Source organism: Halomonas elongata (genome assembly GCF_029081005.1).
Classification (GTDB): Bacteria; Pseudomonadota; Gammaproteobacteria; order Pseudomonadales; family Halomonadaceae; genus Halomonas; species Halomonas elongata_B.
Map to the genome: position 1 here is coordinate 1 of NZ_JAJQTQ010000027.1, position 26022 is coordinate 26022.

Sequence of the window (26022 nt, forward strand, 5' to 3'; positions counted from 1 at the left end):
TGGAAGCTGGAAGCTGGAAGCTGGAAGCTGGAAGCTGGAAGCTGGAAGCTGGAAGCTGGAAGCTGGAAGCTGGAAGAAAGCATGAATCCCGACAGCATGGGGTCAAGGTTTTTTCTTCCAGCTTCAAGCTTACGACTTCAAGCTCCCGGCAAAGCCGGGGACTTCCAGCTTCAAGCTTACGACTTCAAGCTCCCGGCAAAGCCGGGGACTTCCAGCTTCAAGCTTATGACTTCAGGCTCCGGACGAAGTCCGGTCGGGTTTTCTTCCAGCTTATAGCTTACGGCTTATAGCTCCCGGCGAAGCCGGGTCATTGCATCCTGATCCCGCCGTCCAGTCGGATCACCTCGCCATTGAGCATCGGGTTGGTGACGATCTGCTCGGCCAGGCGGGCGTACTCGTCGGGCTTGCCGAGCCGTTTGGGGAAGGGAACGGAGGCGGATAACGCGGCCACGGCGTCTTCCGGGATGTCGCTCATCATCGGTGTCTCGAACACACCGGGGGCGATGGCCATGACACGAATGCCGTGCCGCGAAAGCTCACGGGCTGCCGGCAGGCTCATGCCCACCACGCCGGCCTTGGAGGCGCTGTAAGCGCACTGACCCACCTGGCCGTCGAAGGCGGCGACCGAGGCGGTGTTGATGATCACGCCCCGTTCGCCATCCTCGAAGGGGTCATTCTTCGACATCGCCGCCGCGGCGAGGCGCATCACGTTGAAGGTGCCGACCAGGTTGATCTGCACGGTACGCGCATAGGCATCGAGATCGGCGGGATTGCCCTCTCGATCCAGGAGCTTGGCCACGCTGACTACACCGGCGCAGTGAATCACTCCGGCCAGGCCCTGCTGGCTTCCCCCCTTTTCCCCCAGGGCCACGGCCGCCTCCACGGCGGCTTGCATGTCCTCCTCGCGAGTGACGTCCCCGCGTATGGCCCGGGCCGCCTCGCCGAGCCGCTCGGCGTGCGACTCGACTGCCTCGCTGAGATCACACAACACCACACGGCCGCCGGCCCCGACGATACGCTCCGCGGTGGCGGCGCCCAGCCCGGACGCGGCACCAGTGATCAGAAAGGCGTTGTCCTTCAACTGCATCGAACGTTCTCCATGGTCATTGCGCGGTCGTCTCCGCCTTGTCGGCGGCGTCCGAGCGCAGCTTGAAGCGCTGGATCTTGCCGCTGGGTGTCTTGGGAAGGGCATCGACGAATTCGATCACCCTGGGAAAGGCATGGGTCGAGAGGCGCTCGCGCACCTGCTGGCGAATCTCGTCGGCGAGCGACTCGCTGGCCTCGAAGCCCTCTCGCAGGACCACATAGGACTTGATGATCGCGCCGCGTATCTCGTCGGGCTGCCCCACCGCGGCGGACTCCGCCACGGCCGGATGCATGAGCACCGAGTTCTCCACATCGGTGGGCCCGACCCGATAGCCGGCCGTGGTGATGATGTCATCGTCCCGACCGGCGAACTGGAAGCTGCCATCCTCGTTGCGTTGAACGACGTCACCGGTCAAGTAATAGCCTTCGACGAAGGGATCCTTCTCCTGCCAGGTGTAACCGGTAAAGAAATGGGCCGGGGAACGGGCGATATCGACCGCCAGCACGCCGGGCTCACCCGGCGGCAGCTCATTGTACTCGGCATCCAGGATCGCCAGGCGGTAGCCGGGCATCGGCACGCCCATGCCACCGACATGCTTGGGATGTGCCAGGACATGGTGATTACAGCAGGTCATGCCGGTTTCGGTCTGTCCGTAGTGATCCATTACCGAACAGCCCAGCGCCGTCTCCACCCAGTTGACCACCTCGGTATTGAGCGGTTCGCCGGCGGAACTGGCACGCCGCAACGTGAGTCGCTCATGGGCATCGTCGAAAAGCCCCGAGGCCTTCATCAGCCGGTAGGCCGTGGGCGCGGCGGCGAAGTTGGTGATGCCGTGACGGGTCATGAAGTCCAGGGCGCCTTCGGCACTGAAACCGGCCTCGCAGAAGTAGGTCGTCACACCCAGCAGCAACGGGCCGGTGATGGCGTAGTAGAGACCATAGGCCCAGCCGGGGTCGGCCATGTTCCAGAAGCGATCGCTGTCATCGAGCCCGATGGCCAGTTCCATGTAGAGCGCGAAGGCCGGCATGGCGGCGAGCGGCACGGCAACCCCCTTGGGCTTGCCCACGGTGCCGGAGGTAAACATCTGCAGGAAAGGGGCGTCGGGCGCCTGCCGCGGCGCCCTGGCCTCGATGGGAGAATGCGCCAGGGCGGCAGCCCAGTCCAGATCATCGCCATGTTCGGTGTCGGGCCCGCCCACGGCAAGCACCGGCGGACACTGGGCCAGCCCCTCGAACTTGAAGCGATTGTCGCCGTCGGTGATCACCAGGCGAGTGTCGGCGCGCTCCAGTCGGTACGCCACCGAATCGGGTCCGAAGGCGGTGAACAGCGGCTGGTAGACTGCGCCGATGCGCCAGCTGGCCAGGATCGCGATCAGCAGCTGTGGTGAACGGGGCAACATGCAGGCGATGCGATCGCCCTCGCCCAGGCCGCGCTCGGCGAACCAGCCGGCGAGCTTCTCGCTCTCGGCGGCCAGTTCGCCGTAGCTCAGCGTGCTGACCTGTCCTCGGGTATCCTCGTGGACCAGGGCCGTCACCTCGGCTCGTCCCTCGCGCCGGTGGCGTCCGCAACAGGCCTCGAAGGCATTCAGCCGGCCATCGCGATGATCGTCGAGACGGGCAATGACGTCATCGACGGAGAAGGTGTCGAGATAGGCATGATAGTCGGAAAGGGTCGTGGTGGTGCTCATGAACTGCCCTCTTGTGCTCGTCTGCCCGCCGCCCACGGCGACGCCGCATCTTGTGGTTGTTGTCGGAATCGACTTTTCGTTGACGTAAGCGTCAACCTATCAAGCGCTAGGGTCAAGCTAGAGGCTTCGACTCGGCAGGGCAAGCGCCGAGAGCTGCGAAGGGACTAGACCATGGTCGACGCCATGGTCGGTCGTCAGGCACCGTCAGTCGGCAGGATGGGTCAGCATGGCGACGAGTTCCCGGGCAAGCTCGTCCGGGGTCCGTTCCCCGTCGGGGTCATACCAGCGAACGGTCCAGTTGAGCGCGCCCATCACGAAACGCGAAACCAGAAAACGATCTCCTCGAATCAGGCCCGCGGCCAGGGCCTCGTCGATCACCTCTTCCCAGAGGGCCTCGTAGGCATCGCGCAGGTGGCTGAGATGAGATCGCGCCGGCGCGTCCAGGCGCCGCCATTCGTAGAGCGCCACCACATGGGCGTTGCGGTCGGTGAGCAGCGTCTCAAGATGGGCCCGGGCCATGGCGTGCAACCTCGAGCCGGGGTCGCTGTCGCAATCATCGAGGGCCGCCCGTGCGATACCGAGGGCATTTTCGGTGCCTTCCTCGATCACCGCGGCCAGGATTTCCTGCTTGTCGCGGAAATGGTGGAACAGGCTGCCGGACTTGATGCCCATCTCCTGGGCCAGCATGCGCACCGTGGTGCGATCGAAGCCTTCCTGGACGAAGAGCTGGGCGGCCTGGCGCGTCAGTTCCTTGCGGCGCGGCGAGTCATTCATTACATTCATCGACATTTACACTAGCGCTTGCTTGGTTGACCCTGAGAAGACCATAGCCCCGCCGACGGGTCAACGCACCTGACCAACGCGCCCTCACAACCACAACGATCAATGATCGGGAGACACCTCATGAGCCATGCCGACGACATCGTATTTCTCTCCGCGACCCGGACGCCCATGGGGGGCATGCTCGGCAGCCTCTCGTCCCTCACCGCGCCGGAGCTCGCCGCCACGGCGATCCGCGCCGCCATCGAGCGCGCAGGCATCGACGCCTCGGCCATCGACGAAGGCATCATGGGCTGCGTGCTGCCCGCCGGGGTCAGGCAAGGGCCGGCCCGGCAAGCCATGCGTCAGGCCGGCATTCCGGACACCATCGGGGCCACTACCATCAACAAGCTGTGCGGTTCCGGCATGAAGGCTTCCATGCTGGCCCATGACCTGATCCGTGCCGGCAGTGGCGAGATCCTGCTCGCCGGCGGCATGGAATCCATGTCCAACGCCCCTCACCTGTTGACCCGGGCACGCACCGGTTACCGCCTGGGGCATGGCGAGCTGAAGGACCACATGTTTTTCGATGGTCTGGAGGACGCCGAGACCGGCCAACTGATGGGCGGCTTCGCCCAGCAGATCGCCAGCGAACGTGGCTATTCCCGCGAGCGCCTCGATGACTTCGCCATCGCCTCGCTCGAACGCGCCATGGAGGCGACCAATGCCGGTCATCTCGACGCCGAGATGGCGCCCGTCACGGTCAAGGATCGCAAGGGCGAGACCCGGGTCGATCACGACGAGCAGCCCTTCCAGGCCCGGCTCGACAAGATTCGCGAACTTCGCCCGGCCTTCACCAGGGACGGCACCATCACCGCCGCCAACTCGAGCTCGATCTCCGACGGCGCCTCGGCGTTGATCCTCGCCAGCGGCGCGGCCGCCCAGCGCGTCGGTGCTCGCCCCATCGCCCGTATGCTGGGTCACAGCACCCATTCGCGTCATCCGAGCGAGTTCACCATCGCCCCGGTGGGCGCCATCGACAAGTTGATGAGCCAGCTCGGCTGGGGGGTCGACGATGTGGACCTGTTCGAGATCAACGAGGCCTTCGCCGTGGTCACCCTGATGGCCATGGATGACCTGGGCCTGCCCCATGACAAGGTCAACGTCTTCGGCGGCGCCTGTGCCCAGGGCCACCCCATCGGTTCCACCGGGTCACGGATCATCGCCACCCTGATCCACGCCCTGCGCACCCGAGGCGGCAAGCGCGGCATCGCCAGCCTGTGCATCGGCGGCGGCGAGGCCACGGCGGTGGCCGTGGAGCTGATCGACTGAGATGCGGGTTCGACTCCCGAATCCCGACGAGCCCCGAACCGGCGAGTGTCATGCCTTTGACACCCGATCGACATGCTTCAGACACAAGGATGTCATGACACCTGGCACAGACTATCGCCTGTGTTCCCATTTCCCGACACAGGTGATTCTCCGTGCACATCCTGACCCGTTCCCTGATCGTCGGCGGTGTGGCCGCCGCCCTGACCGCCGGCGTCTCCCAGGCCCAGGCCGACTTCCAGCTCAGCGAGCGCTTCACCGATAGCGACGGTGACCTGGTCGCCGATATTCCCGAAGATGAATCCCGATGGCTGAACCCGGACACCCTGGTGTTCGCCTATACGCCGGTCGAGGATCCCGCCGTCTATGCCGATGTATGGTCCGGTTTCCTGGAGCACATGGAAGACGTCACCGGCAAGGACGTGCAATTCTTCCCGGTACAATCCAACGCCGCCCAGATCGAGGCCATGCGTGCCGGACGCCTGCACGTGGCCGGCTTCAATACCGGTTCCAATCCCCTGGCCGTCGCCTGTGCGGGCTTCCGTCCCTTCGCCATGATGGCCGCCGAGGATGGCGCTTTCGGTTACGAGATGGAGATCATCACCTACCCGGATTCCGGCATCGATGAGGTGGAAGACATTCGCGGAAAGACCCTGACGCACACTTCCGAGACGTCCAACTCGGGCTTCAAGGCGCCCACCGCTCTGATGGCCTCGGAGTTCGACATGACCTCTGGCGAAGATTATGAGGTCGATTTCTCCGGCAAGCACGACAACTCGGTGCTCGGCGTGGCCAATGAGGACTATGAGGTCGCCACCGTCGCCAACTCGGTGAAGAACCGCATGATCGACCGAGGCGTCATCGACGCCGACCAGCTCGAGGTGATCTACCAGTCCGACACCTTCCCCACCACGGGCTATGGCACCGTCTACAACCTCGCCCCCGAGCTGCAGGAATCCATCAAGGAGGCCTTCTTCAGCTTCGATTGGGAAGGCAGCCAGCTAGCCGAGGAGTTCGGCCGCAATGGCGAGGAGCAATTCATTCCCATCACCTTCCAGAAGCATTGGGCGGTCATCCGTCAGATCGACGAAGCCAACGGCGTCGAATACAACTGCGACTGAGTCGGCCGACCCTCAAGAAGCAGGCGGCTTGCCGCCTGCTTCTTCGTAGCATGATGAAAGGTGCCAATGCTGACCATCGATCACTTATCCAAGACATACGGCGCCGGGGCCTCGGGCGACAAGGCATTGCACGAGGTCACCTTCCAGGTGCCACGCGGCCAGGTGCTGGGGCTGATCGGCCCTTCCGGCGCCGGGAAGTCTACCCTGATCCGCTGCATCAACCGACTGGTGGAGCCCTCTGCCGGCGTCATCCGGCTGGGCGAGACGAACCTGGCCGGCCTGCGCGGCCGCGACCTGCGCCGGGCACGCCGGCGAATCGGCATGATCTTCCAGGAATACGCCCTCGTGGAGCGCCTCACCGTGATGGAGAACGTGCTCTCCGGACGACTGGGCTATGTGCCCTTCTGGCGCAGCTTCACCCGACGCTTTCCGGGCCGCGACATCGAGAACGCCTATCGTCTGCTCGACCGGGTGGGCCTGTTCGATCACGCCGACAAGCGCGCCGATGCCCTCTCCGGCGGTCAACGACAGCGCGTGGGCATCGCTCGCGCCCTGGCGCAGGAGCCGGAGCTGCTGCTGGTGGACGAGCCCACGGCAAGCCTCGACCCACGGACCAGCCGACAGATCATGCGTCTGATCACCGAGATCTGCGCCGAACGCAACCTGCCGGCCATCGTCAATATTCATGACGTCCCCCTGGCCAAGCAGTTCATGCACCGTATCGTCGGCCTGCACGGTGGCGCGATGGTCTTCGATGGCACGCCCCTCGATCTCGACGAGGCCACGCTCACCGAGATCTACGGAGCCGAGGACTGGACCCTCATGCGCCAGGAACACGCAGACGACCAGGCCGCCGAACGGGACAGCCAATGGCCGCTCCCGGAGGTCGCCGGATGAATCACGCCCGGCACTATCCACGTCATTGGCGACGCCCACCGCAGATTCTCACTGATCGCCGCTGGCGGCTCATCCTGCCGCTGGCGATCCTCGTCTACCTGTTACTGGCCGTCGGCTCGCTGGAAGTCGACGCGGCACGCCTGCTCGAAGGCCTGGAACGCGGCGCCCGTTTCGCCCGGGGGTTCTTGCAACCGGACTTCAGCAGCCGCTGGGACGACATCCGCCAGGGGCTGATCGAGAGTCTGACGATGACGCTCACCGCTACCGTGGTGGGCATTCTGATCTCGGTGCCTATCGGCATCGGCGCGGCCCGCAACCTGGTGCCGCGTCCGGTCTATCTGGCATGTCGTTCGATCATTGCGGTGAGTCGCTCGCTGCAGGAAATCATCATCGCCATTTTCCTGGTAGCCATGTTCGGTTTCGGCCCCTTCGCCGGCTTCGTCACCCTGGCCTTCGCCTCCATCGGCTTTCTGGCCAAACTGCTTGCCGATGACATCGAGGAGATCGACGCCAGCCAGGCCGAGGCCATACGCGCCACCGGCGCCAGCTGGTGGCAACTGGTCCACTACGCCGTCCAGCCCCAGGTGATGCCGCGCCTGCTCGGCCTGTCGCTCTATCGCCTGGACATCAACTTTCGCGAAAGCGCGGTGATCGGAATCGTCGGAGCCGGTGGTATCGGTGCCACGCTCAATACCGCCATCGACCGTTACGAGTACGACAGTGCCGGGGCCATTCTGCTGATCGTCATCGCCATCGTCATGCTGGCGGAATACGCCTCCAGCCATCTGAGGAAAACCCTGCAATGAACGAGCTCGACGCCAAGTCCGGCGAGCCATCCCACTACTCGCAAACCTGGACGTTCCGTACGCCTCGAACGCGCCTCGCCTTGTGGTCCGGATGGCTGGCACTGGTGGCCTTGTTCGTGTGGTGCTGGCAACTGATGAACGAAGACACCATGTGGATGTTCGTCGCCGACGCGCCACGCCAGGCCGCCGATATCGGCAGCCGGTTGTTCCCCCCCGCGCCGGGCTACCTGCCGGAGTTGCTGGCCCCGCTATGGGATACCCTCAATATCGCCACCCTGGGGACCCTGGGCGGCGTCATGCTGGCGGTCCCGGTGGCCTTCCTGGCGGCCCGCAATACCACACCCTCGGCCACGCTGATCCGCCCCGTGGCACTCCTGGTGATCGTGACATCGCGCTCGATCAACTCCTTGATCTGGGCCTTGCTGCTGGTCGCGATCATCGGCCCGGGCCTGCTGGCCGGCATCATCGCCATCGCCCTGCGTTCCATCGGCTTCGTCGGCAAACTGCTGTACGAGGCCATCGAGGAGACCGACGACCGGCAGATCGAGGCCGTGGCCGCCACCGGCGCCCGCCCCGCCCAGGTCATCCATTACGGTATCGTCCCCCAGGTGCTGCCCGCCTTCTGGGGGATATCGGTGTTCCGATGGGACATCAACATTCGCGAGAGCACCATCCTGGGCCTGGTCGGCGCCGGCGGTATCGGCATGAAGCTGCAATCGTCCATCGACACCCTGGCCTGGTCCCAGGTCGCCACCATCCTGCTCGTCATACTGGCGACGGTGGTGGTCAGCGAAGCGATCTCGGCACGGATGCGCCAGGCCCTGATCTGATTGCCTCGGGCTCGGCGAATCGGACAAGAATCAGCACAAGGCGGCACGACGTTCTGGGCGGTCACCCATGCGCTCGAGACGCGCCTGGAGCGCTTCGAGGCGTGCGGCCTCGCCTTCCGCCCCGGCCGCCAGGATATCCGATGCCCAGCCGGGCAGATCGGGGGCAATGCCATAGTAGACCCACTGGCCGTCACGCCGATCCGCCAACAGTCTACACTGACGCAGCTGGGCCAGATGGCGCGACACCTTGGGCTGCGACGTTTCCAGGGCATGGGTCAACTCGCAGACGCACAAGTCGCCTTCACGCTGAATGAGCAGCGTCAGCATCAGGCGAGTCTCGTCGGCCAGGCACTTGAAGACGCGTAGCGGTTCCAGATGGATCAAGATCGTGGTCTCCGTGAATACTCGCATGCGATGCCGCCGCTCACGGCCCGATATCACGTCGCCTGCTGGCGGCCCGGCAGCGCCAGAGCCATCAGGGCGCTGGCCGCCACCAGCGCCGCCGACACCCACAGGCAGGCGGAAAGGCCATGCACCTGGTAAAGCCAGCCCGACAGCATGGTTCCCACGAGCCGGCCCATGGCATTGGCCATGTAGTAGAAGCCCACGTCCATGGAGACGCCATCGGCGCGCGCGAAGTGAACGATCAGGTAACTGTGCCAGCTGGAATTGATGGCGAAGAGCACGCCGAAGGCCAGCAGGCCCGCCACCAGCCAGCCCACCTCGGACAGCGGCAGCAGGGCCAGCAATGCCGGCAAGCCGGCCAACATCGAGGCCCAGAATACCGTGACGGTTCGCGGGCCACCCTTCACCAGCCCGGTCAGGCGCGGCGCCTGGGTCTGGACGCCACCATAGCCGATCACCCAGATCGCCAGCAGGCCACCTACCGTCCAGTGACTCCAGCCGTGCTGGTCGTACAGGAACACCGGCAACGCCACCACGAACCACACATCGCGCGCGGCAAACAGGCAGAACCTGGCTGCCGACAGCACATTGATGGCGCGAGACTTGGAAAACACCTCGGTGAACTTCGGCTTGCGCCTGCCACGGCCCAGGTCGGCCGTGAGCCTGACCAGCGACAATCCCAGCACGGCGACCAACATCACCGCCATGGCGATGATGGCACCGCGAAAGCCGAGCCAGGTGAGCAAGGCCCCGCCCAGGAAGAACCCGACGCCCTTGAGCGCGTTCTTGGACCCCGTGAGGATCGCCACCCATCGATAGAGAGCGCTGCCGGCACCGGCACTGTCCCTGGGCACCAGCACCTTGACGGCGCTCTTGGCACTCATCTTGTTGAGATCCTTGGCGATCCCCGAAAGCGCCTGAGCCGCCATCACCCAGGGCACGGTCAAGGCGGCAGATGGCACCATCAGCATGGTCAGGGCCACGATCTGCAGGCCGAGCCCGAGGTTCATGGTGCGGTTGAGCCCGAGGCGCGCTCCCAGCCAGCCCCCCACCAGGTTCGTGACCACGCCGAAGGCCTCGTAAAAGAGGAACAGCAGGGCCACTTCCAGGGGCGTATAGCCCAACTGGTGGAAATGCAGGACCACCAGCATGCGCAGGGCCCCGTCGGTCAAGGTAAAGGCCCAGTAATTGCCGGTAATCAGCAGGTATTGCCGAATCTCGAAGGGCAGCGCCCCGAGACGCGCGCCAAGCGATTCAGCCACGTTCCCCCCGCGCCTTCCCTACCTTCAAGGCCAGTTCGGCGGTGCGGTTGGCATAGCCCCATTCATTGTCATACCAGGCGTAGAGCTTGAGCTGGGTGCCATTCACCACCATGGTGGAGGGCGCGTCGATGATCGAACTGCGCGGGTCGGTACGATAGTCGATGGACACCAGCGGACGCTCCTCGTAGCCGAGGATGCCGGCCAGCTCGCCTTCCGCCGCCTGTTGCAGGGCGGCATTGACCTCCTCCACCGTCACCTCGCGCTCGAGTTCGAAGACCATGTCGGTGAGCGAGGCATTGGCCAGCGGCACGCGCACGGCATGGCCATTCAGCTTGCCGGTCAGCTCCGGGAAGATCGCGGTGATCGCCTTGGCCGAGCCGGTCGTGGTGGGAATCAGGCTCATGCCGCAGGCACGCGCCCGACGAAGATCCTTGTGAGGGGCATCGAGGATGGTCTGGGTATTGGTGATATCGTGCACCGTGGTCATCGAACCATGACGGATGCCGAAGGCTTCCTGGATCACCTTGACCACCGGCGCCAGGCAGTTGGTGGTGCAGCTGGCCGCCGTGACGATGCGATGGGCGTCCGCATCATATCGATCATCGTTGACGCCCATCACCACATTGAGCACCTCGTCATCCTTGAGCGGCGCGCTGACGACGACACGTGACACGCCCTGCTCGAAATACGGCGCCAATTGTTCGCTTTTCTTGGCAGTGCCCGAGGCCTCGATCACCACCTCGCACCGCGACCAGTCGCTGTCACCATAGCCGCGCGCTCCGCTGAAGGCGATACGTCGACCATCTACCACCAGGACCTCATCCTCGGCCTGTATGCCCTGCCCCGGCGCCCAATGGCCATGCACCGAGTCGAACTCCAGCAGGTGGGCGAAGGTGACGACGTCACCGCCCGGATCGTTGATCCGGGCGATCTCGATGTCGCCGGCCTCGACCCTTGCCCAGAGACTGCGCAGCGTCAGGCGGCCGATACGGCCGAAGCCGTTGATCCCGATGCGTCGTGTCATGATGCTCTCCCGTCAGGCTGCATGAATATATGGAATTCCATATATACCCTCTCCGGATGTCAACGTCATGACGCTCGAACACGACAACGGGGAGACGATGTTACGCCTCCCCGTTGCGGTTCCCTCTTCGACCTTGCAGCTTAGCCGTAACGACCGGTGATGTAGTCCTCGGCCTTCTTGGTGGCCGGATTGGAGAACATCGTCTTGGTGTCGTTGTACTCGACGATCTCGCCCAGATGGAAGAAGGCCGTGTAGTCGGCCACTCGGGCAGCCTGCTGCATGTTGTGGGTCACGGTGATGATGGTGAACTGCTTCTTCAGCTTGTCCATCAGGTCCTCGATGGTCGCCGTGGAAATCGGATCCAGTGCCGATGTCGGCTCGTCCATCAGGATGACATCGGGACGCACGGCGATGGCCCGGGCGATGCACAGGCGCTGCTGCTGCCCCCCGGACAGCGACGTACCGGGCTCCTGCAGCTTGTCCTTGACCTCTTCCCAGAGCCCGGCATCACGCAGGGCTCGCTCGACCAGCTCATCGGAGTCGGCCTTGCGGCTGACCAGATCGTGCATGCGCGGCGCATAGGCGACATTTTCATAGATCGACTTGGGGAAGGGATTGGGTTTCTGGAAGACCATGCCGACCCGACGACGCAGCGCCACTTCATCCATCTTGGCGTCGTTGACGTCGCGACCATCCATCTCGACCAGTCCCTGAATGCGCACGCTGGGAATCAGGTCGTTCATGCGATTGAGGCAACGCAGAAAGGTCGACTTGCCGCAACCCGAAGGGCCGATCAGCGCCGTGATATTCTTCTGATAGATATCGATGTCGATATCACTGAGAGCCTGGTTCTTGCCGTACCAGAGATTCAGATCGCGCACGCGGATGCTCAGCTCATGGTTGGCATCTTCGTTTCTTGTCACCGGCTCTCCGGCGGTATGACCGGTCATGGATAATGTACTCCGCTGGGCAACTTGCATATTCATCATTGCATTACCTGTATTAGGCCGCGGGATTACCAGCGACGTTCGAATTTCTTGCGCAGCACCACGGCAGTCGCATTCATGAAGATCAATACCGCCAGCAATACCAGAATGCCGCCGGATGTCTTCTCGATGAAGGCTCGCTCCGGCTCGCCGGCCCAGGTGAAGATCTGTGCCGGCAGTACCGTGGCAGCCTCGGTGAAGGAGCCCGTGATATCCGGTATGAAGGCCACCATGCCGACGATGATCAGCGGCGCCGTCTCGCCCATTGCCTGGGCCAGCCCGATGATCGAGCCCGTCATGATCCCCGGAAAGGCCACCGGCAGCACATGGTCCCTGACCATCTGCCAGCGCGAACATCCCACCCCGAATGCCGCATGACGAATGGCATCCGGCACACTGCGTAACGCCGAACGTGTCGAGATGATGATCACCGGCAGGGTCATCAGCGCCAGCGTCAAGCCACCCACGACGGGTGATGAACGCGGTACGCCGAAGAAGCCGATAAAGATTGCCAGGCCGAGCAGACCGAACAGAATCGACGGAATCGCCGCCAGGTTATTGATGTTGATCTCGATCAGTCGGGTAAAGCGATTGTCCGGCGCAAACTCTTCCAGATAAACCGCGGTCATCACGCCGATGGGAAAGGCCACCGCCAGCGTCACCAGCAACGTCATCACCGTGCCGAACGCCGCCGAGGCAATGCCGGCGAACTCGGCCATCTTGGAGTCGCCCTTGGTGAAGAAGGTGGTGTTGAACTTGAGTTCGGCTCGCCCCCGGGATTCGAGGCGATCCACCGTCGATTGCTCATCGGCTCCCAGGTTGGTGTGATGGCCCTTGAGATACTGGTCCACCGAACTATCCGCCAGCACCCATTCGGTACGCGTCGTACCCTGCAGATCCGGGTTGGCTTCCATGCGTTGAGGTATCAGGCGCAGATAGCCACGGCTGACCAGCGGGCGCATTTCTTCACTGAGCGCCGCCAGCGGGATCTGGCTGGCCTGCTCGCTGTAATCGACTTCCACTTGAACCTGCGCTTGCTGAAAGGCCGGCAGTCCCTTGACCAGCATGTCGGCGAAGAACAGCACCAGAAACAGGCCGGCCAGGCCAAGGGCGCCCATGGACATCCATTTCAAGCGGGCCGACTTGCGGTGACGGCTCTTGAGCTGGGCACTGATCTCATCGAAAGATTGGTTCATCGGTCACGACTCCCAGCTTAGAGATTGTTGATGCGGTACTTTTCGCGGAACCGGCGGATCATGATCACCGATACGAAATTCAGGGAAAGGGTTACCGCGAACAGCACCAGCCCCAGGGCAAAGGCCGACAGGGTTTCGGCACTGCCGAACTCCAGATCGCCTGTCAATGCCGAGACGATCCGGACCGTGACCGTGGTCATGTCCTCGAAGGGGTTGGCGGTCAGGTTGGGACGCATGCCGGCGGCCATCACCACGATCATGGTCTCGCCCAGCGCTCGCGAGACGGCCAGCAACGACGCGGAGATGATCCCGGGCATGGCCGCAGGAACGACAACGTCGCGGATCATTTCGCTCCGGGTCATGCCGAGTGCCATGGCCCCCTCGCGCATGCTGCCGGGAACGGAACTGATGACATCATCGGACAGCGAGGAGATGAAAGGAATGATCATGATGCCCATGACGATACCGGGCGCCATGGCATTGCTGAAGGAAGCATCGATGCCGAAGAAGGCCGCGACCGCCACGATGATGGGGGCCACGGTAATGGCCGCGAAAAAGCCGTAGACCACCGTCGGGATGCCGGCCAGCACTTCGAGAACCGGCTTGGCCACGGTGCGCACTTTCTCGGGTGCAAACTCGGCCATGTAGATCGCCGAGAGCAGGCCCACCGGAATGGCCACCAGCATCGCGATCAGGGTGATCATGAAGGTACCGGCGAACAGCGGCACCGAGCCGAACTGAGCGGCACTCGACGACTCATCACCGCGCCCCGCGGCTTCCAGGAAACTGGCGCCGGGGTTCCAGGTCGTTCCGGTGATGAAATCCCAGAAGCTTTGCATCTGGAAGAAGCGGATCGCTTCCCCGATGATCGATATCAGGATGCCGAAGGTGGTGAAAATCGACACCATTGCCGCACCGGCCAGCAGGAAGCGCACCACGGCTTCGATGGCCTTGCGGGCATGAAAGTTGGGCTTGACCAGATAGATGCCGGCCATCAGCCCGACGCAGGCAACGGTCAGACTGCCGGCCAACAGATAGAAGGTCGGGATGTCCCCGCCCAGCAACAGCATCACGAAGGCACCGACCGCCCCCACCGTGATCGCCGGACCCGCGGTGGACAGCACGGTGAACCAGCCATACTGGTCGGGTTGAGCGTGCATGGAGGTACCTGCCGCACGCACCCTGGAAGCCTTGGACCGTCCCAGGAAGAAGGCTATCAGACCCAGCACCAAGAGAGTGCCGCAGAAGATGGCGAAGAGTTGATTGGTCTGCATAGGATTCTCTCGAAGGAGTTTCGACGGATCATCCGTCTTAACGTGAGCCGGCCGACAGCCCTGGCTGTCGGCCGGTTCAGGGCAAGCCCCGGTCGACTTACTTCAGGTCAGCCAGTTCCAGCTGCTCCTGGTTCTCGATGGCATTGCGCTGCTCTTCACGCAGCTCTTCCGGAGCCGGGATCAGGCCGATGCCCTTCAGATATCCCATGTCGCCGATCATCTTCTCGCTCATGAACAGGTTGGCATACTCCATCATCGCCGGGACGTCTTCGGCATGCTGGTTCTTGGTGTAGAAGAACAGCGAGCGAGACACCGGGTATTCACCGCTACCGATCGCTTCCGGAGTGGGCTTGACGCCATCGATGCTGGAACCGACCAGCGTATCGGCGTTCTCTTCCAGGAAGGAGTAGCCGAAGATGCCGAAGGCATCGGTGTTCTCGGAGAGACGCTGCACAATCAGGTTATCGTTCTCGCCGGAATCGATGTAGGCACCGTCGGAACGGATGTCGGTATAAGCCTCGCCATAGGCTTCCATGTCCTCTGAAGCAGCTTCCATGACCAGCTCCTCGAAGGCATCACGGGTGCCGGACGTCGTGGGCGGGCCATAGACGGCGATCTCGCGATCCGGCAGAGAGTCGTCGATATCGCTCCACTGCTGGTACGGGTTGTCGACCAGCTCGCCGTCGACCGGCACCTGAGCGGCCAAGGCCAGGAACATCTGCTCGCGGGTTACCGGCATGGCATCGTTTTCGCTGGACTGAGCGAAGGCGATGCCGTCATAGCCGACCATGGCTTCGGTGATATCCGTCACCCCATTTTCCTGGCAACGCTCGAACTCGGAGACCTTGATCCGGCGAGAAGCGTTGGTGATATCCGGCGTGTCAGCCCCCACCCCGTTGCAGAACAGGCGCAGACCGCCACCGGAACCGGTGGATTCGATGACCGGCGTCGGATACTCGGTGGTGGCACCGAACTCTTCGACCACATAGCTGGCAAACGGATAGACGGTGCTGGAGCCCACGATACGCAGTTGCTCTTGCTCTTGGGCCTGGGCGGCACCAGCCATGCCGACGGCGGCGGCGATAACGGTGGTCTTGAATGTGCGGCTATTGAGGATGCGGTTCATGGAGTAGAGCTCCTGTTCATGGAAGTGTTCATCCTGCGCGAGACACAAGATGCCCCACGAAAATGACAGCTTCATGACAGGCGCTCGTCCGATACGAAAAACCCTGCAGGTTCCTCCTCACCCCTCCTGGCGTGCAGGCTCCGGTCGACCGGCGTGGCCGGCCAGCACGCGCAGCGCGAGATTGCCGGCCAGGGAGACACACAGCATGGTCAGCACCATCGGCCAGGCGCTGTCGATCTCGAAGGCACTCACGATCACGCCGGCCAGGGCACCACAGGTGAACTGGATGCTGCCCAGCAGTGCTGTCGCCGTGGCACTCATGTGGCTGAAGTGCTCGAGAGTCGAGGAAATGGCATTGGGGGTGATCAAGCCCACCATGCCCATGAATAGCATGATCAGGGGCACCACGCTGAAGAGCGAATCGAGCCCGGTGGCCACCAGCAGGACCAGGCACAGTGCCACGGCCAGTTGCACTCCCATGCCCAGCCGCATGTTCTGCTGCGGCGAACGTCGGCGCAACAAACGGATATTCAGGCGGTTGGAGCCGGCCATCACCACCACGTTGGCACCGAAGACCAGCGGGTAGATCGCCGGCGACAGCCCATAGTGGGTCATGTAGAGAAACGGTGAGGCCGTCACGAAGGCGAACATGCCGGCAAAGGTCGAGGCCACCGACAGTACATATCCCATGGCCTCGCGATGGCGCAGCACACTGGCATAGTTGCGCAACACCTGGCGCGGCGAGGCACTGGGCGTATCCGGCGCCCGAGTCTCCGGCAGACGGGTTCCCATCAGCCACAACAGAAAGGCGGCATAGGCGGCCAGGAAGACGAAGATCAGCCACCAGTCGGCCAGGTACAGCAGGCCACTGCCCACCGCCGGTGCCGCCAGGGGCGCCAGCATCATGATCATCGCCATGGTCGACATGACCTTGGCGGCCTCTCGCCCGCTGAAGCAGTCGCGCACGATGGCCGCAGAGTTGACCACGCAGGCGCCGCCTCCCAGGGCCTGAACGAAGCGCAGCCCGAGCAATTCGCCAAGCGAGTCGACCCGGGTGATCATCAGGCTGGCCAGCAGGAACACCACCAGTCCCGTCAACAGCACTGGGCGTCGCCCCAGACGATCGGACATGGGACCGCCCGTCAGCTGCCCTATGGCGAACCCCGCCAGGAAAACGCTGATCGACAGTTCGGTGTGGTGGATGCTCGCTCCCACTGCCTCGGCCAGCGCCGGCATCGCCGGCAGATAGGCATCGATGGCGAAAGGAGCGAGGGCAGTATTGGCCGCGACCAGCAAGGCGGTGCGTCTAGCATCGAGGATCAAGGAGCCTCCGCAATCTTCCGTGACAAGCCAATCATGATAACGTCAATTCGGGCACCGTGCCGGCCGCGTCGATGCTCGCCCATGACGATCGCCCGGTATATTCGCTCATTCGGCCTTGTTAGAGTGAAGGATCGGTTCGACTGATCCACACAAGGGACGCTCCATGGCAGATGACCTGCTTTCACAACTCAAGACCATGACCACCGTGGTGGCCGACACCGGCGACCTGGACGCGATTCGTCGCTTCCAGCCCACCGATGCCACCACCAACCCCTCACTGATCCTGCAGGCAGCCCAACAGCCGGATCGTCGCGCACGGCTGGCGGAAATCGCCCGAGGCGCCACCGATATCGACGACGCTCTGGATGCCGTGGCAGTGGAAATCGGCGGAGAAATCAGTGAGCTGGTGCCCGGCTACGTGTCCACCGAGGTCAGCGCCCGCCTGTCCTTTGACACCGACGCCACCCTCGCCCGGGCCCGTTCGCTGATCGAGCGCTACGGCCGCCGAGGCATCGCACCCGAACGCATCCTGATCAAGGTCGCCGCCACCTGGGAAGGCATCGAAGCCGCCCGAGTACTCGAACGCGAAGGCATCCACACCAACCTGACCCTGCTGTTCAATTTCGCCCAGGCCCGGGCTTGCGCCGACGCCGGCGTTACCCTGGTGTCACCCTTCGTCGGCCGAATCCTCGACTGGCACAGGGCGCAAGAGCCCGACGCCGATTTCAGCGGCGAGCGCGATCCCGGCGTCCAGTCCGTTCGACGCATCTTCGAACATTTCAAGGGCCACGGCTACGACACCGTGGTGATGGGCGCCAGCTTCCGCAACAGTGGCGAGATCCTGGCCCTGGCCGGCTGCGATCGGCTGACCATCTCCCCTGCCCTGCTCGGCGAGCTGGCCGAGACCCAGGCACCTCTGGAACGCCAGTTGACATCACTGGACGCCGAAACCCGGGCCCCCGAACCTCAGGACGAGGCCGAATTCCGATGGGCATTGAACGAGGATCCCATGGCCACCGAGAAGCTGGCCGAAGGCATCCGCAAGTTCATGGGCGATCAGCGCAAGCTGGAAAGCCTGCTGGGGGAACTCCGCCAGTCCTGAGACTGACGCGTCGCGTGCCCCGTGGATAACGCCGGGCACGCGCCATCCATCGGGGGCAGCCCCGCAACAAGCGCCCGCGACATGTCAGTGATGTCCGGTGGCGGCGCCCTGGGCTTCCAGCATCTCCACCAGGGGCTGGAACTGCTCGCGATTATGCGCGTTCATGCGCATCAGGATACGATGCGCCTCAAGTACACGCTGACGCGTATCCGCTTCGTCGGCGGGGACTTCGCTCAGTTCACGCAGCTCATGGGGCTCGGTGATCGGCGACTCCACCAGGGTGTAATAGCTGGCAAAACCCATGACATCGAGCATGCGTCGCACATCGGGGTTGTCGACGACGATGGTCGGCGCCTGCTCGAGACGTCCGCGCAGCGCCATGGCGACCTTGGCCAGAAAGCCAAGGGCGGTGGAATCCACATTGGTGGCCTCACGCAGATCGACCATCACCGTCTCGAGTCCGGGGGTATCGGCCAATTGCTGGGCTTGTTGATCGAGGGTCGCACACAGCGTCAGGCGCACATCGCCACACAGCTTGAGCACGAAGACACCGGAATCGAACGCCGCCTTGAGGCGGCCTTCATGAATCATCATCGCCAAATCCGCTCAACATCATGATCGTCAGGTCGTCGGGCAGCTCGTCGTGTTCGGGCGCATCCGCGGCGATACCTCCATCGTCCTCCGCCACCTTGCCCAACGCAAGCCCCTCCTTGAGCCCTTTCAGCGTGTCGTTGGCCAATACACGGCGCTCGAGCTCGCCCAGCCTTTCATCGAGCGTCTCGCCCGGCAGACACTCCAGGATGCCGTCGGAGCATAACCAGAGCTTGAAGCGTTCGGGTAAAGGACACCCCAGGCGGGGATATTCGACATCCGGGAAAAGGCCCACCGGCATGCCTTCGCCCGCTAGCGGCGAAGCATCGCCACCGGCGACCAGCACGGGCATGGGGAGCTGCGCGCCCAGCGAATAGTGCAGATAGCGACGCTCGTGGTCAATCACCCCGACAAACAGGGTCGCATGCTTGCCGATGCCGGTATCGAGCAGTTCTCGGTTGAGCGCCGCCAGCCAGCGCGGACCGAGATCCTGAGGATCGTGACCGTCCCATTCACCCTGCCAGCGATTGAACAGGTACTTGAGCAGCACGGTCACGAAGGCCGACGAAGCCCCGTGTCCCGAAACATCGGCGAAATAGAACAGCGTGTAGCGATCATCGTAGTGCTGAAAATCCAGGAAATCCCCGGAGAGATACAGCGAAGGAGCAAGCCAGTAGTCGCAGTTGACGCTTCCCGAACGCTGCGGATGCGGCGGCAGCAACTTGCGCTGGATCTGCCCACCGGCCTGCTGGTCGAGTCGTAACATGGCCAGATGGGTTTCGAGATGCTCGTTGAGCTCGGCCAGCCGCCGACGGTCGCGTTCCCGTTCCCCGGCCAGCCGATTGACCTCGATGACCCGGCGAATCATCCGTCGCAGCAGATGACCATGCCGCAGCGGGTCGATGACATAATCCACCAGGCCGGCATCCACCGCCGAGATCAACTCGTCGTCCTGGCGATCATCGCTGACCACCAGCGTCGGCAGTCGTCGGCACAGTTCGGGCCATGCCGCCGGCGGCACCGCACGCGAGTGGGCCACCACCAGCGCGGTCTCGTCGGGCAGTTGCTCGATACTCGCCACCGCAAACACCGCCAGGCCGTCCCTGGCGATGGTTTCGGCCAGGGCATCGCGTTCCTCGCCCGGCGTGTCGACCACGCCGATCAACTGATTGTCGCTCGGCATCCCGTTATCGCCTCACTCGGCGAAGGCATCGTCGAAGTCGGTGCCTTCCAGATCGAAATCGTCGCTGGCGAAGGGATCCTCCCCCAGCTCTCCGTCACTGACTTCGAAGCGTCGGCGCTGCAGCCAACTATCGCGGATGAAGCTATAGCGATCACCGCGAATCAGGTCCTCCTGATCGAGAAGTCCCGCCCGGGTGTCGACGATCCGCAACCCGGTCAGCGAATAGCGCAACGCATCATCCTCGACATAGGTCACCGGATAGGTATACATGTCCACCGGCAGGCCACCGGTATCGCGCACCGTGCTCGGTCCGAGCAGAGGCAATACCAGATAGGGCCCCGAGTCCACGCCCCAGACGGCCAGCGTCTGTCCGAAATCCTCTTCCCGGGCCATCAGGTCCATGTGCGAGGCCACATCGAAGACCCCGAGCACTCCCACGGTGGAGTTGATCAGGAAGCGTCCCGTGGAGGCCCCGGCATTGGCGCCCTTGCCCTGCAACAGGCTGTTGAGCGTGGTACGAATCTCGCCGAGATTCGAGAAGAAATTGCCCACGCCGGTTTCCACCGGGTCCGGCGTCACGAAACGATACCCCTGGGCCACTGGCTTCAGGGCATAACGGTCGAGGGTGTCATTGAAGGCGAAGACACCACGGTTGAAGCCCTCCCAGGGATCATCGGGATGCGCTTCGGTGCTGTTCGAGGTGGTCGCGCAACCGGAAAGCGCGACGATGGCCATCCCGGTCAGCAGGGCGCGCCCAAGGCCCGGAACAAATTGCGTGGATGGTCGATTCATTGACTCGGCGGTCTCCCTGCACATCATGATCATGTCTATTCCTTGCCGTCAGCGGCGACGCACCACGACATTGCCGGCACTGTAGCCCGCGCCGAAGGAACACACCACCCCCAGGGCACCCGGCGCCAGATCGGCGCGATGCAGGTGAAAGGCAATGATCGACCCGGCGGAGCTGGTATTGGCATAACGGTCGAGAATGACCGGCGCCTCTTCCGGTGACGGGTCCCGGCCCAGCACGCGTCGGGCGATCAGGTCGTTCATGTGGCGGTTGGCCTGATGCAACCACAGGCGCGACAGGTCGCCGCTGCTCAGCGAGAGGCTTTCCAGGTGCTCATCGATCAAGCCGGCAACCAGCGGACAGACCTCCTTGAACACCCGGCGCCCTTCCTGGATGAACAGCTTGTCGGCAGCCAGGGGATCACTGTCGGTAACACGGTTGAGGAACCCGGCATTATTGCGAATGGCATTGGAAAAACGCGTCACCAGACGCGTGCCCAGCACCTCGAAGCGGGATTCGGCCGTGGCCACGGCCTCGTCTTCCAGTACGATGGCCGTACAGGCATCACCGAAGATGAAGTGGCTGTCACGATCGCGGAAATTGAGGTGCGCCGAACAGATCTCGGGACTGACCACCAGTACGCGGCTGGCCGAGCCAGCGCGAATGGCGTTGGTCGCGGCGTCGATGGCAAAAGTGGCGGACGAGCAGGCGACGTTCATGTCGTAGGCATGGCCTCCGGCGCCCAGCGCCGCCTGCAGCTCCACGGCCACGGCCGGATAGGCGCGCTCCAGGTTGGAACAGGCAACGATCACCAGGTCGATATCGCCGGCCGTCACGCCGGCGGCCTCAAGGGCCTCGGTGGCGGCAGCAACCCCCATCTCGCCCTGGAGGGAGAGCGCATCGTCGTCGCGCGCCGGCAACCTCGGCCGCATCCGTTCGGGATCGAGGATCCCCTCGGCGTCCAGTACATAGCGGCTATGAATCCCCGACGCCTTGACGATGAAGGCTTCACTGGATGGCTGAAGCGGTGCCCGCTCGCCCGCGGCAATGGCCTCGGCCTGACGGGCATTCTCGGCTTCCACCCAGGCATTGAAGGTCTTCACCAGGGCGGCATTGTCGATGGCGTGTTCCGGCGTGAAGAGCCCCGTACCGGTGATTACCACTTGGGTCATGCGATTCTCCTTCTCTGCGGCTCGTGAGCCGCGCGCCTCAGTGGCGTCCGGTGATTTCCGCCCAACGCTTCTCCAGGCGCTTGGCCGATACCGGCATCCTGGTCCCCAATTGCTGGGCAAACAGCGAGACCCGTAACTCCTCGATCCACCAGCCGAATTCGACCAGTGCCGGGTCTTCCACCTCGCCGCGTCGCTCGCTTTCGCGTCGCGTGGCAAGGCGCGCCTCGAAATCCTGTACTTCCTGCATGTGCATCTGATCGCGCATGCGCTCCCTCGGCGCCTTCTCGAGGCGAATGCGGGCGGCTTCCATATAGCGAGGATACTCCTCCAGCCATTCACCCGCTTCACTGACGAAGCCGGGATACACCAGGCGCTGCATCTGGGCCTTGAGATCACTGTATACCAGGGCCAGGGACAGGTTCAGATTGCCCTTCAACGCCTTGGTCACCGCCAGGTGCCCCTCGAGGGCCTTCTCCAGGGTGGCCAGCAGTGCCTCCGCCCTGGGCACCAGGTCCGCGCGACATGCCGACAGGCGTTGCTCGAGCTCGTCTGCCGAACGAGGCAAGGGATCCACTGCCACGACCTGACGGAAGGCCGCCGCCACGACATCGTCGCTGAGCTGTCGCTTGCTGCCGACCTTGGTGAACAGCAGGGCGCAGGGTTTCATGCCGTCCAGTCGCTCGATGGCCCTGGCCTGATCGGGCAGACGCGTCATGGCAGCCCGCACCACCCCCCGACGATGCGCCTCCCGAGCCTTGTCGGGATGATCGAAGAGTTCGACGTCCAGGGCATCGCCTCGTGGGACCACCGCCGGGAAGGCCTCGACGCGAATGCCCGCCTGGGTGGTGACCCGGGATTCGGGCAGCGCCGTCTCCGGCAGGCTGTCGAGCGATCGCCCTTCGCTGGTCTGCTCGGCCAGTGCCTGGGCACCCTGCCCCGCCGCTTCCTCGAAGCGTCTCTCGAGCTCGCGGACATCGCGCCCCTGCCCGAGCTCTCGGCCTTCGTGATCGACCACCCGCAGGTTCATGATCAAGTGGGGTTCGAGCTGATCGAGTCGCCAGTCGTCGGGATGCGGGCGGGCACCAGTCTTGCGACGCAGGAACTCCCCCAGTGCGTCGGTGAGCGGCGTGTCGTCCGGCGTCATGGCCTGCAGAGCGGCATCCACCCAGTCCGGGATCGGTACCACCTGGCGGCGTATGGACTTGGGCAATGACTTGAGCAGGCTGATGCATTTCTCGCGCAGCAACCCCGGCACCAGCCACTCCAGACGCCCCGCAGGCAACTGCGGCAACATGGCCGCCGGTACCGTCAGTGTCACGCCATCGTCCTTTGCACCGAGGGCGAAGTGATAGGCCAGCGGATAGCGCACGCCCCCCAGCGAAAGCTCGTCGGGGTAGTCCGACTCGGTGACCTCCTCGGCCTGACGCGCGAACAGCGCCTGACGATCGAACTTGAGGATATCGGGGTCATCGCGCTCGACTTTCTTGCGCCAAGCCTCGAACCCCTTGCCGTTGACGACATCCTCGGGAATGCGAGCATCGTAGAAATCGAACAACGCCTCTTCATCGACCAGGATGTCACGCTTGCGGGCACGATCCTCGAGGTCTTCGACCTCCTCCACCAGTGCCCGGTTGTGGGCGAAGAACTCACCGCGCGTCTTGAACTCGCCTTCGACCAGCGCCCGGCGTATGAACAGTTCCCTGGATTCCTGCGGTGCAATGGGGCCGTAATGGACACGCCGGCGGGCGACGATGGGCAGGCCGAACAGGGTCACCTGCTCGAAGGCCACCACCTGGGCGCGTTTCATTTCCCAGTGCGGCTCGCTGTAGCTGCGCTTGACCAGATGCTTGGCCTCGGGCTCGATCCATTTCGGATCGATGCGTGCCACGGTGCGGGCGAACAGCCGAGACGTCTCGACCAGTTCGAAGGCCATCAGCCACTTGGGCGTCTTCTTCGCCAGACCCGAGCCCGGATGGATCATGAACTTGCGATTGCGCGCTCCCAGATACTCGCGATTCTCGAGAAACTGGCCCAGGTGCGACAACAGCCCCGGCAACAGCGCCTTGTGCAGTTGTGCAGCACTCTCCCGACGAGCCTCCTCATCGGCCTTGTCATCGGCACTGGCGGCCGGTCGATCGGGCTTCGCCGGTACCTCGATATCCATGTCGCGCAGCAACTGGCGCAGCTGGCGGAAGGTATCGTGCCATTCGCGCAGCCGCAGATAGTTCAGGTAGTGCTCGCGGCACCAGCGACGCAGGCGATTGCCGGAAAGCGCTTCGCGGGCCACCTCGAAGCCATTCCAGAGATTGAGCAAGGCCATGAAGTCGGAATCCGGATCCTGCCAGCGCCGATGCGCCTGGTCGGCGGCCTCGCGCTTGTCGGCCGGCCGCTCACGAGGGTCCTGGGTAGCCAGCGCCGAGACCACGATCAGCACCTCGCGCAGGCCGCCCTGTTCGGCGCCGGCCAGCAGCATGCGTGCCAGGCGGGGGTCGATGGGCAAGCGTGCCAGGCGCTTGCCCATCGGCGTGAGGCGTTGCCCGTCATCCACCGCCCCGAGCTCGAACAGCAAGCGAAAGCCATCGGTGACGAAACGCGAGTCCGGCGGGTCGACGAAGGGAAAGGCCGAGATGTCGCCGAGCTTGAGCGACAGCATCGAGAGGATCACCGAGGCCAGGTTGGTGCGCCGGATCTCCGGATCGGTGAATTCCGGACGTCCCAGGAAGTCTTCCTCGTCGTAGAGACGAATGCACACCCCCTCCGCGATGCGTCCACAGCGGCCCTTGCGCTGGTTGGCGCTGGCCTGGCTGATCGGCTCCACGGGCAGGCGCTGGATCTTGGCGCGGTAACTGTAGCGACTGATGCGCACCAGGCCCGGATCGATCACGTAACGGATGCCCGGCACAGTGAGCGAGGTCTCGGCGACATTGGTCGACAGCACGATGCGCCGCCCCTTGTGAGGAGCGAAGACGCGATTCTGCTCGGCATTGGACAACCGCGCGTAGAGCGGCAGGATCTCGGTGTCGCGCAGGTCGGCGCGCCGCAGGGTGTCGGCGGTCTCGCGAATCTCGCGCTCGCCGGGCAGGAACACCAGGATGTCCCGAGGGCCATGGAACCAGCGCTTCTCGCGCTCGATGGTCTCGATTTCCTCCACCGCGTGCAGGATGCCTTCCTGGAGGGTACGGTCCTCCTCATCTGCCTCGTCGCGAATCAGCGGACGATAACGTACCTCCACCGGGTGGGCGCGCCCGGAGACTTCCACCACCGGCGCCGGCCGAGCCTTTCCGTCGGTATCTTCGATGGCGAAATGCGCGGCGAAGCGCTCCACATCGATCGTCGCCGAGGTAATGATCACCTTGAGATCCGGGCGGCGCGACAGCAGCCGCTTGAGATAGCCGAGCAGGAAATCGATATTGAGGCTGCGCTCATGCGCCTCGTCGATGATGATCGCCTCGTAGCGGGAAAGATCGGGATCATGGCGCGTCTCGGCCAACAGGATGCCATCGGTCATCAACTTGACCCGGGTGGCCTCCGCCGTCTGGTCGGTGAAACGCACCTGGTAGCCGACCTGCTCGCCGAGCGGCACCTGCATTTCCTCCGCCAGACGGGTCGCCACGGAACGCGCCGCCAGACGCCTTGGCTGGGTATGGCCGATGAGTCCCCGCCGGCCAAGGCCGAGCTCCAGGCACAGCTTGGGCAACTGGGTGGTCTTGCCCGAACCGGTCTCGCCGGCCACCACCACGACCTGGTGGTCACGCAGGGCCTCGAGGATATCCTCACGCCGCTCGGAAACCGGCAGTTGTTCAGGGTAGTCCAGGTGCACCGGACGCGCGGCGCGCGCCTCGACCCGGTTTCGCGATCGTTCTATCTCGCGGCGCACCTCGACCAGCCCGCGATCCACGGGCTTGCCTTGTCGAAAACGCCTGGTCAATCCGGCGAGACGCTTGCCCAAACGGTGGGCGTCTCGCAGTTGAACGCCATCGAGCTCACGCTGCAGGGCCTTCAAGGCATCGAGGTCGGTTCGGGAAGCGTCGTTGGCTTGGTCGGTCTGGGGGCTACTACTCACGATGGCTCG

At 63.8% G+C, this 26022-nt stretch carries 23 protein-coding genes; 7 read left to right on the plus strand and 16 right to left on the minus strand.

Going from position 1 to position 26022, the window contains the following annotated elements:
• Positions 1–276, plus strand: a 276-nt coding sequence (locus LU493_RS15960) for a hypothetical protein (RefSeq protein ID WP_275288793.1), incomplete at its 5' end; no start/stop codon positions are given.
• Positions 277–307: 31 nt separating this feature from the next.
• Here LU493_RS15960 and LU493_RS15965 read toward each other — a convergent pair.
• The 3 genes from LU493_RS15965 to LU493_RS15975 form a co-directional block, all read right to left on the minus strand.
• A complete protein-coding gene (locus tag LU493_RS15965; protein WP_275288794.1) occupies positions 308–1087 on the minus strand; it encodes an SDR family NAD(P)-dependent oxidoreductase in 780 nt (259 codons plus the stop codon).
• Between the two features lie 16 nt (positions 1088–1103).
• Positions 1104–2774: an AMP-binding protein gene (locus LU493_RS15970; protein ID WP_275288795.1), complete on the minus strand. Its 1671-nt coding sequence runs from the start codon at positions 2772–2774 to the stop codon at positions 1104–1106.
• A gap of 204 nt (positions 2775–2978) precedes the next feature.
• A complete protein-coding gene (locus LU493_RS15975; protein ID WP_275288796.1) occupies positions 2979–3548 on the minus strand; it encodes a TetR/AcrR family transcriptional regulator in 570 nt (189 codons plus the stop codon).
• 129 nt (positions 3549–3677) lie between these two features.
• On the opposite strand from LU493_RS15975, the gene LU493_RS15980 reads away from it, so the two are divergent.
• From LU493_RS15980 to phnE (LU493_RS16000), 5 genes are all read left to right on the plus strand, one after another.
• Positions 3678–4865: an acetyl-CoA C-acyltransferase gene (locus LU493_RS15980; protein ID WP_275288797.1), complete on the plus strand. Its 1188-nt coding sequence runs from the start codon at positions 3678–3680 to the stop codon at positions 4863–4865.
• 152 nt (positions 4866–5017) lie between these two features.
• Positions 5018–5983 carry a phosphate/phosphite/phosphonate ABC transporter substrate-binding protein gene (gene phnD / locus LU493_RS15985; protein WP_275288798.1) on the plus strand — a complete coding sequence of 322 codons (966 nt, stop codon included), beginning with the start codon at positions 5018–5020 and terminating at the stop codon, positions 5981–5983.
• A 66-nt stretch (positions 5984–6049) separates the two neighbouring features.
• Positions 6050–6880 (plus strand): phosphonate ABC transporter ATP-binding protein, encoded by an 831-nt coding sequence (gene phnC / locus LU493_RS15990; protein WP_275288799.1) that lies wholly within the window; start codon positions 6050–6052, stop codon positions 6878–6880.
• The gene (phnE, locus tag LU493_RS15995; RefSeq protein WP_275288800.1) at positions 6877–7686 is read left to right on the plus strand and encodes a phosphonate ABC transporter, permease protein PhnE; all 810 of its coding nucleotides are present in this window, start codon (positions 6877–6879) and stop codon (positions 7684–7686) included. The genes phnC and phnE (LU493_RS15995) overlap by 4 nt, the downstream gene beginning before the upstream one ends.
• Positions 7683–8516, plus strand: coding sequence for a phosphonate ABC transporter, permease protein PhnE (gene phnE, locus LU493_RS16000; RefSeq protein WP_275288801.1), 834 nt, complete (start codon positions 7683–7685; stop codon positions 8514–8516). The genes phnE (LU493_RS15995) and phnE (LU493_RS16000) overlap by 4 nt, the downstream gene beginning before the upstream one ends.
• Positions 8517–8546: 30 nt before the next feature.
• Here the strand turns inward: phnE (LU493_RS16000) and LU493_RS16005 are convergent, their stop codons facing one another.
• The 8 genes from LU493_RS16005 to LU493_RS16040 all read right to left on the minus strand — a co-directional run bounded on the left by LU493_RS16005 (position 8547) and on the right by LU493_RS16040 (position 17112).
• Positions 8547–8927 (minus strand): metalloregulator ArsR/SmtB family transcription factor, encoded by a 381-nt coding sequence (locus LU493_RS16005; RefSeq protein WP_275288802.1) that lies wholly within the window; start codon positions 8925–8927, stop codon positions 8547–8549.
• 26 nt (positions 8928–8953) lie between these two features.
• The gene (gene arsJ, locus LU493_RS16010; protein WP_275288803.1) at positions 8954–10183 is read right to left on the minus strand and encodes an organoarsenical effux MFS transporter ArsJ; all 1230 of its coding nucleotides are present in this window, start codon (positions 10181–10183) and stop codon (positions 8954–8956) included.
• Entirely contained in the window at positions 10176–11207 is a 1032-nt protein-coding gene (locus LU493_RS16015) for an ArsJ-associated glyceraldehyde-3-phosphate dehydrogenase (protein ID WP_275288804.1), read from the minus strand. Before LU493_RS16015 ends, arsJ begins: the two co-directional genes overlap by 8 nt.
• Before the next feature lie 140 nt (positions 11208–11347).
• Positions 11348–12157 carry a phosphate ABC transporter ATP-binding protein PstB gene (pstB, locus tag LU493_RS16020; RefSeq protein ID WP_428994574.1) on the minus strand — a complete coding sequence of 270 codons (810 nt, stop codon included), beginning with the start codon at positions 12155–12157 and terminating at the stop codon, positions 11348–11350.
• 65 nt (positions 12158–12222) lie between these two features.
• Positions 12223–13389, minus strand: a complete 1167-nt coding sequence (gene pstA / locus LU493_RS16025; protein ID WP_275288805.1) for a phosphate ABC transporter permease PstA — start codon at positions 13387–13389, stop codon at positions 12223–12225.
• Between the two features lie 17 nt (positions 13390–13406).
• Positions 13407–14663 (minus strand): phosphate ABC transporter permease subunit PstC, encoded by a 1257-nt coding sequence (gene pstC, locus LU493_RS16030; protein ID WP_275288806.1) that lies wholly within the window; start codon positions 14661–14663, stop codon positions 13407–13409.
• A 97-nt stretch (positions 14664–14760) separates the two neighbouring features.
• Complete coding sequence (locus LU493_RS16035; protein WP_275288856.1) at positions 14761–15789, minus strand: PstS family phosphate ABC transporter substrate-binding protein; 1029 nt, start codon at positions 15787–15789, stop codon at positions 14761–14763.
• Between the two features lie 117 nt (positions 15790–15906).
• A complete protein-coding gene (locus LU493_RS16040) occupies positions 15907–17112 on the minus strand; it encodes a Bcr/CflA family multidrug efflux MFS transporter (protein WP_275288807.1) in 1206 nt (401 codons plus the stop codon).
• Between the two features lie 163 nt (positions 17113–17275).
• Between LU493_RS16040 and tal the strand changes: the two genes are divergently transcribed.
• On the plus strand, positions 17276–18214 hold the full coding sequence (gene tal / locus LU493_RS16045; RefSeq protein WP_275288808.1) for a transaldolase: 939 nt from the start codon (positions 17276–17278) through the stop codon (positions 18212–18214).
• A gap of 84 nt (positions 18215–18298) precedes the next feature.
• Here tal and LU493_RS16050 read toward each other — a convergent pair whose 3' ends face one another.
• Genes LU493_RS16050 through hrpA form a run of 5 tightly spaced genes read right to left on the minus strand, consistent with a single transcriptional unit; the run spans position 18299 to position 26013 of the window.
• Positions 18299–18808, minus strand: coding sequence for an STAS domain-containing protein (locus LU493_RS16050; RefSeq protein WP_275288809.1), 510 nt, complete (start codon positions 18806–18808; stop codon positions 18299–18301).
• The gene (locus LU493_RS16055; protein ID WP_275288810.1) at positions 18795–19988 is read right to left on the minus strand and encodes a PP2C family protein-serine/threonine phosphatase; all 1194 of its coding nucleotides are present in this window, start codon (positions 19986–19988) and stop codon (positions 18795–18797) included. Before LU493_RS16055 ends, LU493_RS16050 begins: the two co-directional genes overlap by 14 nt.
• A gap of 12 nt (positions 19989–20000) precedes the next feature.
• Positions 20001–20780 carry an MlaA family lipoprotein gene (locus tag LU493_RS16060; RefSeq protein WP_275288811.1) on the minus strand — a complete coding sequence of 260 codons (780 nt, stop codon included), beginning with the start codon at positions 20778–20780 and terminating at the stop codon, positions 20001–20003.
• A 48-nt stretch (positions 20781–20828) separates the two neighbouring features.
• Entirely contained in the window at positions 20829–21950 is a 1122-nt protein-coding gene (locus LU493_RS16065; RefSeq protein WP_275288812.1) for a beta-ketoacyl-ACP synthase III, read from the minus strand.
• 37 nt (positions 21951–21987) lie between these two features.
• Positions 21988–26013, minus strand: coding sequence for an ATP-dependent RNA helicase HrpA (gene hrpA, locus LU493_RS16070; RefSeq protein ID WP_275288813.1), 4026 nt, complete (start codon positions 26011–26013; stop codon positions 21988–21990).
• Positions 26014–26022: the final 9 nt, after the last annotated feature.

What these genes read in the sequence shown, in the direction of transcription:
- LU493_RS15965 (WP_275288794.1), bottom strand. Translation starts at nt 1,087, where the DNA reads ATGCAGTTGAAGGACAACGCCTTTCTGATCACTGGTGCCGCGTCCGGG.
- LU493_RS16060 (WP_275288811.1), bottom strand. Translation starts at nt 20,780, where the DNA reads ATGAATCGACCATCCACGCAATTTGTTCCGGGCCTTGGGCGCGCCCTG.
- pstA (WP_275288805.1), bottom strand. Translation starts at nt 13,389, where the DNA reads ATGAACCAATCTTTCGATGAGATCAGTGCCCAGCTCAAGAGCCGTCAC.
- LU493_RS15975 (WP_275288796.1), bottom strand. Translation starts at nt 3,548, where the DNA reads ATGAATGACTCGCCGCGCCGCAAGGAACTGACGCGCCAGGCCGCCCAG.
- LU493_RS16005 (WP_275288802.1), bottom strand. Translation starts at nt 8,927, where the DNA reads ATGCGAGTATTCACGGAGACCACGATCTTGATCCATCTGGAACCGCTA.
- LU493_RS16015 (WP_275288804.1), bottom strand. Translation starts at nt 11,207, where the DNA reads ATGACACGACGCATCGGGATCAACGGCTTCGGCCGTATCGGCCGCCTG.
- phnE (WP_275288801.1), top strand. Translation starts at nt 7,683, where the DNA reads ATGAACGAGCTCGACGCCAAGTCCGGCGAGCCATCCCACTACTCGCAA.
- tal (WP_275288808.1), top strand. Translation starts at nt 17,276, where the DNA reads ATGGCAGATGACCTGCTTTCACAACTCAAGACCATGACCACCGTGGTG.
- LU493_RS16055 (WP_275288810.1), bottom strand. Translation starts at nt 19,988, where the DNA reads ATGCCGAGCGACAATCAGTTGATCGGCGTGGTCGACACGCCGGGCGAG.
- LU493_RS16035 (WP_275288856.1), bottom strand. Translation starts at nt 15,789, where the DNA reads ATGAACCGCATCCTCAATAGCCGCACATTCAAGACCACCGTTATCGCC.
- LU493_RS15980 (WP_275288797.1), top strand. Translation starts at nt 3,678, where the DNA reads ATGAGCCATGCCGACGACATCGTATTTCTCTCCGCGACCCGGACGCCC.
- phnC (WP_275288799.1), top strand. Translation starts at nt 6,050, where the DNA reads ATGCTGACCATCGATCACTTATCCAAGACATACGGCGCCGGGGCCTCG.
- pstB (WP_428994574.1), bottom strand. Translation starts at nt 12,157, where the DNA reads ATGACCGGTCATACCGCCGGAGAGCCGGTGACAAGAAACGAAGATGCC.
- LU493_RS15970 (WP_275288795.1), bottom strand. Translation starts at nt 2,774, where the DNA reads ATGAGCACCACCACGACCCTTTCCGACTATCATGCCTATCTCGACACC.
- phnE (WP_275288800.1), top strand. Translation starts at nt 6,877, where the DNA reads ATGAATCACGCCCGGCACTATCCACGTCATTGGCGACGCCCACCGCAG.
- LU493_RS16065 (WP_275288812.1), bottom strand. Translation starts at nt 21,950, where the DNA reads ATGACCCAAGTGGTAATCACCGGTACGGGGCTCTTCACGCCGGAACAC.
- pstC (WP_275288806.1), bottom strand. Translation starts at nt 14,663, where the DNA reads ATGCAGACCAATCAACTCTTCGCCATCTTCTGCGGCACTCTCTTGGTG.
- LU493_RS16050 (WP_275288809.1), bottom strand. Translation starts at nt 18,808, where the DNA reads ATGATGATTCATGAAGGCCGCCTCAAGGCGGCGTTCGATTCCGGTGTC.